Source organism: Pseudomonas sp. 05N432, assembly GCF_056396945.1.
On sequence record NZ_JBFTMM010000012.1, the window covers coordinates 175,001 to 188,467 of the forward strand.

The window sequence follows — 13,467 nt, forward strand, 5'->3', positions numbered from 1 at the left end:
GCGCAAGGTATGATCGCAGTCTCGATTTCAGCGTTTGCGGATTAAGGACAATTCATGCGTATCGGTCTTCTGTCGCCCCTCGCTCTAGCACTTGCCACAACCTGCGCACTCCCGGCCCACGCAAGCTTCGATCAGGATGCCTGTACGCCTGAACTGTCGCTCAGCGGTGACGGACGCTGCAACAATGTGGCTTTCCTCAACCCTGGCAACGACAGCCGCGCCAACTTGCGCTTGTTGCTCTCCGATCAGGGCGCGCTAGCGCTGAACCCGGCGCCATTGAGTGATTTTGACCGTGAGGCCGGCTACGGCCCGGTGCCGTTCGACCTTGCACGTCTCGACTCACCGTCTGCGCCTACACCGATACCACCCCCTGAATCGGCCCCGGTTTCAGTACTTGATGAGCCACTGCGCCAACTCGGCATCAGCCACGAGGCCTCGACCATTGCCGGCAATCAATTCATCGAAGGCGAAGGCAGCCGCTGCCGCAGCAACAGTGAAGAGAGCGCCGCCGCGTTCCTCGCGCAACTGCTGAAAACCACTCAACTGCCTGCCGAAGAACGCCAAAGCCTGGCGCAAAGTCGCCTCCAGATGCTTGCCGCGTGCAGTTGGGAAGCCGATCAACTGAACAGCCTGCTGCCCGCTTCAATCACCTCGGAACCGGGTAAAGCCTTCCTCACGTACCTGCGTGGCGCGGCGCAGTTCTATGGCGGCCAGTTCGCCGAGGCCACGCAAACCTTCGCCAGCCTGAACACCAGCGAACAGCCTTGGCTCAAGGAAACCGCGCTGTACATGGCCGCGCGCATTGCGCTCAACGCAGCCCAGCAAAACGCTTTCGACGAGATGGGCCTGCCGACGCTCGAGCATGTGGATAACGCGAACCTGCAATTGGCCGAAAGCGGTTTCGAGACCTATCTGAAAACTTATCCACAGGGCGAGTACAGCGCGTCGGCCAAAGGCCTGATCCGCCGTGTGCACTGGCTGGCCGGTGAAGATCAGAAACTTGCCGATGACTACGCCTGGCAACTCACCCAGGCCACTGACGCCCAGCGCAACAAAACCCTGCCGGAACTGGTGGAAGAGGTCGACAGCAAACTGTTGACCCAGCCGGACAACGGTATTCAGGCGCCGCTGCTGCTGGCGGTCAAAGACTTGTTGAGCATCGGCACCTACCAGACGCCGTTCAACCTCAAGGCGCTGCAAGCGCAGAAAGCCTCGTTCGCCCAGCAACCGGCGCTCTATGACTACCTGCAAGCGGCGGTGCTGGTGTACCTCGAGAAAAATCCCGAGCAGGCATTGAACGTCCTCCCGAGCAGCGTCCCGGACAAGCTCGACTACCTTGCCTTCAGCCAACAGATGCTGCGCGGCATTGCCCTGCATGAGCAGCACAAATGGCCGGAAGCCGAAGCGCTGTGGCTGGAGTTGCTGGCCAAGGTCAAACAACCGTTGCAGCGCGAGCAGGTCGAACTGGCGCTGGCCTTCAACTACGAACTCAGCCAGCGGCTCGGCAAAGTGTTCGCCGCCGACTCACCGATCAAGACACCTGCCGTGCGTTATCGCCTGCAACGGCTGGTGGCCGACGCCCCACTGCTGCGTCAGCAATTCAGCCAGGGCGTAGACGCCACCGAGCGCAACAGCGCGCTGTTCGTGCTGCTCCACAAAGAGTTGCTGCGCAGTCAGTACGCCGAGTTTGCCGAAGACTTCAAACAACTGCCGGCCGAGCCGTCGACGGACAAACTCGGTGTGAGCATTGGCTATTTTTACAGCACCGGCCAACCGCTGACGATGTTCCGCTGGCAGGGCGACAAGGCTGAATCGGGTTACCACTGCCCGAGCATCGCCGAGATTGCCGCGACCCTTCAGGCGGACGGCAAGAACCCCAAAGGCCTGAACTGCCTGGGTGAGTTCATCCTGCGCAATGGCCTCGACAGTACACCGCTGGAAGCCAAACCCAACAAGTCCGAACTCGGCGCGACAGGATCGGCGTTCAAAGGCGAAATCTATTCCCGGCACGAAGGTTATCGCCAGGTCATCGACAACGCCAAAGCGCCGAAGGAAGACCGCGCTTACGCACTGTTCCGCGCCATCAACTGCTATGCGCCTTCTGGCAATAACAGCTGCGGTGGCAAAGACGTCGAGCCGGCTGTGCGCAAGGCCTGGTTCCGCCAGCTGAAAAGCGGCTTTGCCGATACTCAATGGGGCAAGTCGCTGCAGTATTACTGGTAAGCCATGAGAGATTTCCTCAAAGGCCTGGCGCTGCTCGCACTGCTGGTCAGCGCCCCGGCCCTTGCGGCCGTCGACGCTGGCGAGTACGACGCCTTTTGGCTGTGGAGCGGGGTCAGCACGCAACCGGTGCTGGCCCAGGCGAAAACCCTGTACGTCCTGCAAGGGCAAATCAGCGAATCACGCCGCATGCCACAGCGCGGTGTGCGCTTCATCGCCCAAGGCATCACCATCCCGCGCCTGACCCAGGGCGAAGTCTGGGTCACCTACCGCGCCCACACGCTACGCTGGCCGGAGCCGGTCTATCAGCAATTGCTGGGGCAGGTGCAGCGCTGGCAACAGGCGGGTAATCCGGTGGTCGGCATCCAGATCGACTTCGACGCCCGCACCCGCTACCTCGACGAATACGTCAGCTTCCTCAAAGACCTGCGCCAACGCCTGCCCGCCCAGTATCGCCTGAGCATCACCGGCCTGATGGACTGGAGCAGCCACGCCGATCCGCAGGTGATCGGCCAGCTCAAAGGCGTGGTCGACGAAGTGGTGGTGCAAACCTACCAGGGCCGCCACAGCATCCCCAACTACGCCGCCTACCTGCCAAGGCTGAACAGGCTCGGCCTGCCGTTCAAGGTCGGACTGATTCAGGGCGGCGAATGGGAGGCGCCGGGGTATTTGAAGGACAGCGAGTGGTTTCGCGGGTATGTGGTGTTTTTGCAGAATCGGTAGCCTAACGCTGCATCCCCCAGCGCTTCACCGTCACTCGCTCCAGCGTGTCGAACACCAGGTTCTCCACCAGCAAACCGATAAGGATCACCACCGCCAACCCGGCGAACACCTTGTCGGTGTACAGCTCGTTGCGGTTCTGGAAGATGTACCAGCCCAGGCCGCCCTTGCCGCTGGTAGCGCCAAACACCAGCTCGGCGGCGATCAGCGTGCGCCAGGCGAAGGCCCAGCCGATTTTCAGCCCGGCAAGGATCGACGGCAGCGCGGCGGGAATCAGGATGAACAGCACAAACCGGATCCCCCTCAAGCCGTAGTTTCGGCCGGCCATGCGCAAGGTTTCCGAGACCCCGAGAAATCCCGCATAAGTGTTCAGGGCCAGCGCCCAGAGCACCGAATGCACCAGCACGAAAATCAGGCTGTTCTGCCCCAACCCGAACCACAGCAGTGCCAACGGCAACAAGGCAATCGCCGGCAATGGGTTGAACATCGAGGTCAGGGTGCTCAGCAGGTCGCGGCCGAACTGGGTCGACACGGCCAACGTGGTCAGGGCAAACGCCAGGACGATACCGACCAGATACCCCTTGAGCAGCACCACCAGCGAAATCCCGACCTTGCCCAACAATTCTCCGCTGAGCAGTCCGTCGTACAGTGCACTGCTGGTTTGCAGGAAGCTCGGCAGTAACAGGTCATTGTTCTGATAGCGGGCGACGGCTTCCCAGAGCACCGCCAGCAGTATCAGGATCAGGCTTTTACGCAACCAGCCCTGCTGCCAGAGGCGCTGGCCAAGGGGCAATTCGCGCTCCAGCGCAACGCTCGACAGGGGTTGCAACTCAACTTCGTATTCTTGACGCACAGGTGATGAATGGCTCATCGGGCACTCCTCCAGCCGCTCAATAAGCGATGCGGATATCGTTGAAATCCAGTTCGAGTTCGCTCTCGGCAGACTGGCCTTCATCGAACAACAGCCGATGAATGCGTCGTGCCGACTGCTGAAACGCCACGCCGCCAAGGCTGTGCAAATCGTATTGATGGCTGTGGATTTCCGCTCGCACCCGACCGGGATGAGGCGACAGCAACAGAATCCGGTTACCCACCACCAGCGCCTCTTCGATGGAATGGGTAACGAACAACAGGGTGAAACGCACCTCCTCCCACAACAGCAACAACTCTTCCTGCATCTTGCGTCGGGTCAGCGCGTCGAGCGCGGCGAATGGTTCATCCATCAGCAGGATTTTTGGTTGCATGGCCAAGGCCCGGGCAATCGCCACCCGCGCCTTCATGCCACCGGACAAGGTATGTGGATAGGCATCGGCAAATGCCGCCAGCCCGACCTTGTCGAGGTAGTGCAACGCCCGTTCTTCAGCCTCGCGACGCTTGAGGGTTTGCGAGGCCAACAGCGGGAACATCACGTTCTGTTTGACGGTTTTCCACGGTGGCAGTTGATCGAACTCCTGAAACACCACAATCCGGTCAGGCCCCGGCGCACTGACCGCCTGACCTTGCAGGCGGATCTGCCCTTCACAGGGCTGGATGAACCCCGCGACGGCCTTGAGCAAGGTCGACTTGCCGCAGCCGGACGGGCCAAGCAGCACAAAACGATCGGCGGGATCGACCTCGAAACTGACCTGATGCGTTGCCCGCACCACCCGTTGCGGCGTGCGGTATTCAAGGCTGACGTGATCGACCGCGAGCAACGACTGGGTGCTGGCGATCGGGTTGCTGGCCGTGTGGCCTTGCAAGAGAGCGTTCATGGCAATCAGCTCCCTTGCAGCGGCTTGGCGTCCTGGAAGAAGTAGTCCTTCCACGAGTCCGGCTTGTTCTTGATCGCGCCGACGCGGTAGAGGAATTCGGCCAACGGATACGTGTTTTTCGGCGTGACGCTGAATTCGAACTGCGGGTTGTCGATGATTTTCAGCAACGCGGCGCGGTCGATTTTCGCTTTGGTCACCCGCAGGTAAGTGTCCGCCGCCGCGCCCTTGTCCTTCTGGGCGAACTCGGCGGCTTCGGTCAGGGCTTCGACGAAGGCCTTGTAGGTTTTCGGGTTCTCGTTGCGAAATTTCTCGGTGGCGAACAGCACGGTCGGCGAGTTAGGGCCCAGTAGGTCAAAGGTGTTGAGCACGACGTGGACGTTAGGGTTTTCCAGCGCCTGATCCTGGAACGGCGGGTTGGAAAAGTGCCCGGTCAATTCAGTGCCGCCAGCGATCAACGCAGCCGTGGCGTCCGGGTGCGGGACGGCGATGGTGTACTTGTCGAGGCGATTGAATTCCTTGTCACCCCACTGCTTGGCAGCGGCGTACTGGAGGAACCGTGACTGCACGGAAACCCCGACCGCCGGCACCGCAATGCGGTCCTTCTCTGTGAAGTCCGCGATGGTCTTGACCTTCGGATTGTTGCTCACCAGGTAGTACGGGAAGTTGCCGAGCGAGGCCACGGCCTTGACGTTCTGCTTGCCGTGAGTGCGGTCCCAGATGGTCAGCAACGGACCAACGCCAGCACCGGCAATGTCGATGGACCCTGAGAGCAACGCATCGTTGACGGCCGCGCCGCCGGAGAGCTGGGTCCAGTCGACCTTGATGTCGATGCCCTCTTCCTTGCCGTGCTTCTCGATCAGGTGCTGGTCGCGGACCACGTTGAGCAACAGGTAAACGATGCCGAACTGCTCGGCGATGCGAATTTCGCCTTCGGCGTGCGCCACAGGCGGTGCGACCAGACTGCCGGCGAGCAGGCTGAAACCCAGACCGATGGCGGCGGCCAGCGGCGCGAATGGAATACGTTTGGACATGGCAGGTATCTCCGAAATGCAGCCGATCAGAAAGGCGCGTCACCCTGAATGGTGGTGCGGTAGAGCTTGCGGCGCAGATGACTCGGGCAACCGGCGGCCAGGTGAATCAGCGAGCGGTTATCCCAGAACACCAGGTCGTGGGGTTGCCATTGATGGCGGTAGATGTTTTCCGGCAACACGCTGTGGGCGTAGAGCTCGGCCAGCAGTTGCCGGCTTTCGTCTTCCGGCAAGCCAACGATGCGGGTGGTGAAGCCTTCGCTGACAAACAGCGCCTTGCGGCCGTTTTCCGGGTGAGTGCGAACCACCGGATGCACCACTTCGTTGACCTGAGCGAGTTGCTCCGGGGTCAGGGTCGGGCGCCAGTTACCTTCGAATTTGCTCTCGCTGTAACGTGCGGTATAGGAATGCGCGGCAGAGCGTCCTTCGACCGCTTTGCGCAAGGCTTCGGGCAGGGTGTCCCAGGCTTTGTGCTGGTCGGCAAACAGCGTGTCGCCGCCTTCGGACGGCAGCTCCTGGGCATGGAGCATCGAGCCCAGGCTCGGCAGTTCTTTATAGGACAGGTCGGAGTGCCAGAACTTGCCGGCGTCACCGAGGCCGATGGCCTGGCCGTTTTCGATGATGTTGGAAACGATGAGGATTTCCGGGTGATGGGCCAGCAGAAACTGCTTGAGTACATGGATCTGCAGCACGCCGAAACGGCGGCTGAAGGCGATCTGTTGTTCGGGGCTGATGCGCTGATTTCGGAACACCACGACATGGTGATCCAGGTGCGCGCGGTGGATCCGTGCGAAGTCTTGGTCGTTGACCTGCAAGGCGAGGTTCAGGCCAATGATTTCGGCACCGACGGCGCCGCTGAACGGGCGAATCTCGAACGATTGCGGCGCAAGGGTCGCGGCGCTGGGCAAAGCGGACAGTACAGGCATACATCACTCCCACGCAGAGCACGCTCAATGGCGTGCGCGTCGATCAGAAACTCACGGGGGCCCGTGTGGGTTCATTTCGTGCGGCACGCCGATTGGTCGGTGGGTACGCAGGGGTTTGACTTTATAGATATAAGAACGAGAATTTAAATACCGTTAATGAATAACGATATGGCTTTTGAAATGCGCCGCTATTGAGGCACTCATCGCGAGCAGGCTCGCTCCCACACTGGATCGTGCCAGGCACATATTTTGTGTGCGCAGCAAATCCCCTGTGGGAGCGAGCCTGCTCGCGATGAGGCCACCAGCCCTGCCAAAGACTAGCGCTCGTGCAGCGCCTCTGCCCGCGCCTTGATGATTGGCTTGAGCAGGTAGCTGAGGATGGTCTTCTTGCCGGTGATGATATCCACCGAGGCGACCATGCCCGGAATGATCAGCAAGGGTTTTTCGTCGGTGCCCAGGTGGCTGCGCTCGGTGCGCAGCTTGATCATGTAGTAGGTGGTTTTCTTGTCTTCGTCGGTGATGGTGTCGGCGCCGATCTGCTCCAGCTTGGCTTTCAGGCCACCATAGATGGTGTAGTCATAGGCGGTGAACTTGACGATGGCTTCCTGGCCCGGGTGCAAGAACGCGATGTCTTGCGGACGAATTTTCGCTTCCACCAACAGGGTGTCATCCAGCGGGACGATTTCGACCATGTCACTGCCGGGCTGGATCACGCCACCGATGGTATTGACCAGCAGCTGCTTGACAATGCCGCGCACCGGCGAGGTCACCAGGGTCCGGCTGACACGGTCTTCCAGTGCCTTGCCGGTCGCCTTCGCCTTGTTCAGGTCGGTACGGGCCTCGTTGAGCTGGGTCAGCGCCTCACTGCGGAACTTGCCACGGGTCTCGTCGATCTTGCGCTGCACTTCCTTGATCGCCGACTCGGCACGCGGGATCGCCAGGGTGGTGGCGTCCAGTTGACCGCGGGTTTCGACTTCGGCGCGCTTGAGTCGCAGCACTTCCACCGGCGACACCGCGCCTTGAGCCACCAGCGGCTCGGACATGTTGATTTCCTGACGTTGCAACGCCAGACCGCTGCGGTACTGCGCCTGCTTGGAGGTGAATTCACGCAGCTCCTGTTGTTTCTGGATTAGTTGCTCCTGCAGGCCGCCGACTTCATCGTGCAATTGCTGGCGACGGCTCTCATAGAGTGATTTTTCGCTGGCGGCCTGACCGGGCACAGCTTTCATCACATCGTCAGGAAAACTCAGCGGGCGGTCGTCGACTTCCGCGCTCAAGCGTTCCACGCGCAGCAACATCGACAAACGGTCGGCTTCGGTTTCGCCGACGTTGGACTGAAAGCGCGTGTCATCCAGACGAATCAACGGCGCACCGGCCTCGACGATTTGCCCTTCGCGAACGAAGAGTTCAGCGACGATACCGCCCTCCAGGTTCTGGATTTTCTGAAGTTTGGAGGATGGAATCGCCTTGCCATCGCCTTTCGTGACCTCATCGATCACCGCAAAGTTGGCCCACAACAGCAGGAACAGAAAGAAGCCGATGATGGCCCAGATGGTCAGGCGGACCACCCGCGGGGCGTCTTCGATCAGCGCCTTGTTCACCTCGGGCAAGGGTTGGCCTTGCAGTGATTCGGAGCCTTTGAAGTAACGGCGGATCGAGTCGCGCATTCCGGACTTAAGCAACACTGATCTGCCCCTTCTTCAACGCTTCCATCACCGAGGCTTTTGGACCATCGGCCAGAATTTGCCCGCGATCGATCACCAGCAACCGATCGACCAGCGACAACAACGATGCCCGGTGCGTCACCAGCACCACGGTCTTGTTCTCTACAACGGCTTGCAGGCGTTGTTTCAAGCGCTCTTCACCGGTGTTATCCATGGCGCTGGTCGGTTCGTCGAGCAGCAGGATCGGCGGATTGAGCAACAGGGCACGGGCCAGGGCCACGTTCTGACGCTGGCCGCCGGAGAGGTTTTGCCCGCGCTCGCCGACTTGCAATTCGTAGCCTTGCGGGTGCAATCGGGCGAATTCGTGCACGCCGGCCAGTTCGGCGGATTGCAGTACCAGCTCGTCTTCCATGTAGCGGGCGCCGGACACCAGGTTGTCGCGCAACGTACCGGCGAGCAACTGGATGTCCTGCGGTACATAGCCGATGTTGTGGCGCAATTCACTGACGTCGATCTGACGGATATCCACACCATCCACCAGCAACGCGCCATCGTCCGGCTGATACAGGCCGACCAGCAGTTTGGCCAGCGAGCTCTTGCCCGAGCCACTGCGGCCGATGATGCCGATCTTTTCACCCGGCTTGATGATCAGGTTGATGTTCTTCAGCGCCGGGTTCTGCTGACCCGGGTAGGTGAAGTTCAACTGACGGCACTCGATGCCACCCTGCAGGACTTTACGGCTCAGCGGGCGCTCTTCGAAGTTGCGCTCTTGCGGCAGCTCCATCATCTGGTCGACCGAGGTCATGGTGACCCGCGCCTGCTGATAACGGGTCAACAGACCTGACAACGACGCCAGCGGGCTGAGGGCCCGACCACTGAGCATGTAGCAGGCGATCAGGCCACCCATGCTGAGGTTGCCGGCAATGATCTGGTAAACGCCGAAGACGATCATGATCACCCCGGCCAGTTGCTGGATCAGCAGGGTGATGTTCATCGCCAGGCCGGAAAGCATTTTCACCCGCAGCTCGAGGCGGCTGAGGGTGCCGATGGTCTGCTCCCACTGATACTGACGCTCGCTTTCAGCGTTGTTGACCTTCACCGCATCAAGCCCGGCGAGGGTTTCGATCAGGCTCGACTGGCGCTCGGCCCCCAGCGCCATGGTTCGCTCCATGGTCGCCACCAGCGGCTTCTGCAAGGCGTAGCCGATCAGCAGGGCAATCGGGAACGCCAGCACCGGAATCCACACCAGGTGCCCGCCCAGCAGGGCGATCACCAGGAAAATCAGCAAGGTGAACGGCAGGTCGATCAGGCTGGTCAGGGTCAGCGAGGCGAGGAAGTCGCGCAGGCTCTGAAACTCGTGGATGTTCTGGGCAAAGCTGCCGACCCGTGCCGGGCGGTACTTCATGGCCATGCCGACGATCCGCTCGAACAGCGTCGCGGAGATGATCAGGTCGGTTTTTTTGCCGGCCAGGTCCAGGCACAGACTGCGCAGGCTTTTAAGGATCAGGTCGAACAGGTAAGCCCCGGTGATGCCGAGGGCCAGCACCCACAGGGTCGCCTCGGCCTGGTTCGGCACCACGCGGTCATAGACGTTCATCACGAACAGCGGCGCGGCCATGGCGATGATGTTGATCAGGAAACTGGCAGCGATGGCGTCGGCGTACAACCAGCGCGAGCGCTTGAGGGTGTCGCGGAACCAGGAGCGCGCACGCGGGATCAGCGTGCCGTGGTTCACATCGAATTTGTGTTGGGGCTGGGCGAAAAACGCTTGCCCGGTGTAATCGTCAGCCAGCAGTTCGCGACTGACGTGAACTTCACCGCCATCGCTTTCACTGAGCAGCAGGCGCGCCTGGTCATCGCCGAGCCAGCCCAGCAGCACGGCACTGCGACCATCCTTGAGCAGCAACAGTGCCGGCATGGCAATCGCCGGAATTTGCGCCAGCTTGCGTTGCAGCACCCGTCCTTGCAGGCCGGCGCGGGCCGCCGCACGCGGGAGCAACTCGACGCTCAAACGCTGCTTGGGCAATGGCAGACCGGTGGTCAGCATCGCCGCGCTCGCTGGTTTCTGGTGCAGCGTGCAGAGGGCTAGCAGGCCGTCCAGTAACGGATCGTCGTGCAACGCGCGTGGATCATGACGGAGGTGAACTCGACTGGCTTCTGATTCCACGCTTGGCACTCTTGGCTAACTAACTAGAAGGATCTGCTCAATTCATGCCGGGCAGTTGGACCTTGGGCTTCACATCGTTCGACACGACGGAGGCCATGGGTGCAACTACGCCCTGACTTTTGAGCAATTCGCCCATGGTCGCCTTGATTCGATATTGAGTAAATAACTGAATGTTCTTGATATCCGCCAGGCGACGGGAAGCGGTGAACAGTTCGTTCTCGCTGTCGAGCAAGTCGAGCAAGGTGCGTTGGCCCAAGCTGAACTGTTGTTGATACGCGGTGCGCACGGAAGCGCTGCGATCGACATATTGCTGAGCAATTGGCACTTGGGCGTTAGCGTTGTTCAGGGCATTCCAGGCCAGGCCCAACTCTTCGTTCAACACGCGCAAAGCGTTGTTGCGGATATCCAGTGCCTGGTTCGACAGATAGGACTTGGATTCCAGATCGGCTTTGTTGCTGCCGCCGGAATACAGGTTGAAGCGCATGCGCAACATGGCCTGCCATTCATTGTTATGACCGACCGTACCATCCAGATTATTGTCGGCGGTGCGGCCCAGTTCGGCATCGAAACGTGGGTAGAACGTCGACTTGGCAGCATCGTACTGCTTCTCGGCCGCGGCAATATCAGACTCGGCAGAACGCAGCACCGGGCTGTTCTCAAGCATTTGCTGGCGGGCTTCATTCAGGTTCGCCGGCAGCAACGCTAGGAAAGGGGCCGGACGCTCCAGTTGATCGGGCATCTGACCCACGGCGCTGAGGAAGTTGGTCTCGGCGTCCGCAAGATTGGTCTGCTCGGTGATCAGGTTGTTGCGGGCCTGGGCCATACGCGCTTCGGCCTGATCGAGGTCAGCACCGCTGCCCACGCCACGTGAGGTGCGCAGTTTGATCTGGTCAAAAATCCGTTCGTGGCTTTTCAGGTTCTCTTCGGCCAAGTGCACGAACTCGCGGCGGGTCAGCACGTCGAGGTAAACTTGGGCCACAGTCAGTGCCGTGCGCTCGGAAGTCCCCAGCAATGAATAGGCGCGGGAGTTGACGGTGGCTTGTTGACGCCCGACTTCGCTGGATGTCGCAAAACCGTCAAACACCATTTGCTGCAAGCGCACGCTCGACTCGCCGCGGTTCAAGGTTTCCCAATGATTGTTGCCGGCGCCAGCACGAGTGGTCGGGTTGTCAGTGCCTTCACGGCCATAACCGCCGAGCAGATCGACCTTTGGCAGGTAGCCGCCCTGAGCCGCTCTAAGCTGATGGTCCGCAGAAAGACGACTGTTCACGCCAGCCTGGACTTCCGGGTGGACATCCAGTGCTTGTTGCATGGCTTGAGGCAGGGTTTGGGCTTGTACAAAACTGGCAGCAAAAACAAAGGGTAGAGCCTTGAACAGGTGTGAGCGCATATAAGAATTTCCCTGGACTTCTTGTCTCAAATCACAGCAGATCGCAGTGCTGCGACGGAAAATGGCAACCGGAATGACCGTATGTCGGAAAGTTAAAAATCAGAACTGGGTCACACACTGCAGGCAGGTCGCCACATAAATATCAATGTGACATTAATGGGGCGATTGTTTAGGATGGCACCCAGAAGGTCAATAGTTTGGCATAAAGTTAATAACGAAAAAATACAGCCAAATTATTGACACAAATAGCGTCAAGTTAATGCACGACCCACTATAAAGTACGTCCAGACTGAATTTGGCAAACAGCCTCTTCAGGTCAATGGAAGCCTACTGAACGGAACACCGGAGAGTCCTCAATGAGCAGTGTTGTTGCCATCGTCAAAAGCATTGTTGGTCAAGTTTTCGCGGTGTCCCCGGAGGGCATCAGGCGTGTGCTGATTGAGGGTGACCGACTGTTCACGGGCGACCAGCTCGATACCGGGCCGGCGGGCGCGGTGACGCTTGAACTGGCCGACGGCCGCACGCTGGACCTGGGCCGCGATACCCAGTGGAGCGGCAGCGCTCCGGACTCCAGCACTGACCTGGCAGAGGCCACTGCGCAAGCCGCACCTTCGGTAGCCGAACTGCAACAAGCCATCCTCGCGGGCGCCGACCCGACCACTGATATCGAAGCCGCCGCCGCAGGCCCGACCGCAACAGGCTCGGGCGGTGCTGCCGGCGGAGGCCACAGCTTCGTGGCACTGGACGAAACAGCGGCCCGTGTAGCCCCCACCATTGGTTTCCCGACTGCAGGCATCGGCACGAGTACTTCCGCCGCCGACGTCACTACGGGTGGCCAGAACACCAATAACGGCACCAACGTACTGGTTGGTTCGACCCTGAGCCTCAGTGCTACATCGAGCATCACCGAAGCCGGCGGCGTGCTGGTCTACACCGCGAATGTCACCCGGGCGCCGCTGACTGACCTGAGCATCACCCTGTCCAATGGCTCGGTCATCGTCATCCCGGCCGGCCAGGTCAGTGGCAGCGTCAATGTTCCGCTGGCACCGAATGACAGCGTCTACAACGACCCGCATCAGATCACCGTCAATGTCACTGGCACCACCGGGGGTGGCGGCCTGGTGCTGACTGTCGATCCGACACCGGCCGTCACACAGGTCACTGACACGATTGATACCACCACCGTCACCCTGACGGCAGGCTCGACTGTCACCGAAGGCGGTCAGATCACCTACATCGCCACCTTGACCAATCCGGCGCAAACGCCGGTCACCGTGACCCTGTCCAACGGTTCGACCATCATCATCGAAGCCGGCAAAACCACCGGCACGGTGAACGTCGACACCCCGGCCAACGACGTCTACAAAAACGGCAGTACGGTCAGCACCACCATCACCGGGGCTACCGGTGGCAACTTTGAAAACCTGGTGCCAAGCACCACGCCAGCCGTTACGACGATTACCGACTCGATCGACAACACCGGGTTGAGCCTGACGGCGACCGGTTCGGTTACCGAAGGTGGCCAGATCACCTACACCGCCACCTTGACCAATCCGGCGCAAACGCCGGTCACCGTGACCCTGTCCAACGGTTCGACCATC

At 60.3% G+C, this 13,467-nt stretch carries 9 protein-coding genes and 1 pseudogene; 3 read left to right on the forward strand and 7 right to left on the reverse strand.

Going from position 1 to position 13,467, the window contains the following annotated elements; all coding sequences use genetic code 11:
- Positions 1-54 precede the first annotated feature (54 nt).
- Positions 55-2,223 carry a PA5441 family protein gene (locus AC1DHT_RS15075; protein ID WP_427545083.1) on the forward strand — a complete coding sequence of 723 codons (2,169 nt, stop codon included), beginning with the start codon at positions 55-57 and terminating at the stop codon, positions 2,221-2,223.
- Positions 2,224-2,238: 15 nt separating this feature from the next.
- A pseudogene (locus AC1DHT_RS15080) lies at positions 2,239-2,943 on the forward strand (DUF3142 domain-containing protein); the annotation flags it as partial.
- 1 nt (position 2,944) lies between these two features.
- Here the strand turns inward: AC1DHT_RS15080 and AC1DHT_RS15085 are convergent.
- The 7 genes from AC1DHT_RS15085 to AC1DHT_RS15115 all read right to left on the reverse strand — a co-directional run bounded on the left by AC1DHT_RS15085 (position 2,945) and on the right by AC1DHT_RS15115 (position 11,866).
- Entirely contained in the window at positions 2,945-3,811 is an 867-nt protein-coding gene (locus AC1DHT_RS15085) for an ABC transporter permease (protein ID WP_427545085.1), read from the reverse strand.
- Positions 3,812-3,830: 19 nt separating this feature from the next.
- A complete protein-coding gene (locus tag AC1DHT_RS15090; protein WP_427545087.1) occupies positions 3,831-4,691 on the reverse strand; it encodes an ABC transporter ATP-binding protein in 861 nt (286 codons plus the stop codon).
- Positions 4,692-4,696: 5 nt separating this feature from the next.
- The gene (locus AC1DHT_RS15095) at positions 4,697-5,722 is read right to left on the reverse strand and encodes an ABC transporter substrate-binding protein (RefSeq protein ID WP_427545089.1); all 1,026 of its coding nucleotides are present in this window, start codon (positions 5,720-5,722) and stop codon (positions 4,697-4,699) included.
- 26 nt (positions 5,723-5,748) lie between these two features.
- Positions 5,749-6,645 (reverse strand): TauD/TfdA dioxygenase family protein, encoded by an 897-nt coding sequence (locus AC1DHT_RS15100; protein ID WP_427545091.1) that lies wholly within the window; start codon positions 6,643-6,645, stop codon positions 5,749-5,751.
- A gap of 317 nt (positions 6,646-6,962) precedes the next feature.
- Positions 6,963-8,330, reverse strand: a complete 1,368-nt coding sequence (locus AC1DHT_RS15105; protein WP_442114522.1) for an HlyD family type I secretion periplasmic adaptor subunit — start codon at positions 8,328-8,330, stop codon at positions 6,963-6,965.
- Positions 8,320-10,476, reverse strand: coding sequence for a type I secretion system permease/ATPase (locus AC1DHT_RS15110; RefSeq protein ID WP_429539450.1), 2,157 nt, complete (start codon positions 10,474-10,476; stop codon positions 8,320-8,322). The genes AC1DHT_RS15105 and AC1DHT_RS15110 overlap by 11 nt, the downstream gene beginning before the upstream one ends.
- Before the next feature lie 37 nt (positions 10,477-10,513).
- Entirely contained in the window at positions 10,514-11,866 is a 1,353-nt protein-coding gene (locus AC1DHT_RS15115; protein ID WP_427547368.1) for a TolC family outer membrane protein, read from the reverse strand.
- A 356-nt stretch (positions 11,867-12,222) separates the two neighbouring features.
- Between AC1DHT_RS15115 and AC1DHT_RS15120 the strand changes: the two genes are divergently transcribed.
- On the forward strand, positions 12,223-13,467 hold a 1,245-nt coding region (locus AC1DHT_RS15120; RefSeq protein ID WP_477761386.1), incomplete at its 3' end, for a retention module-containing protein.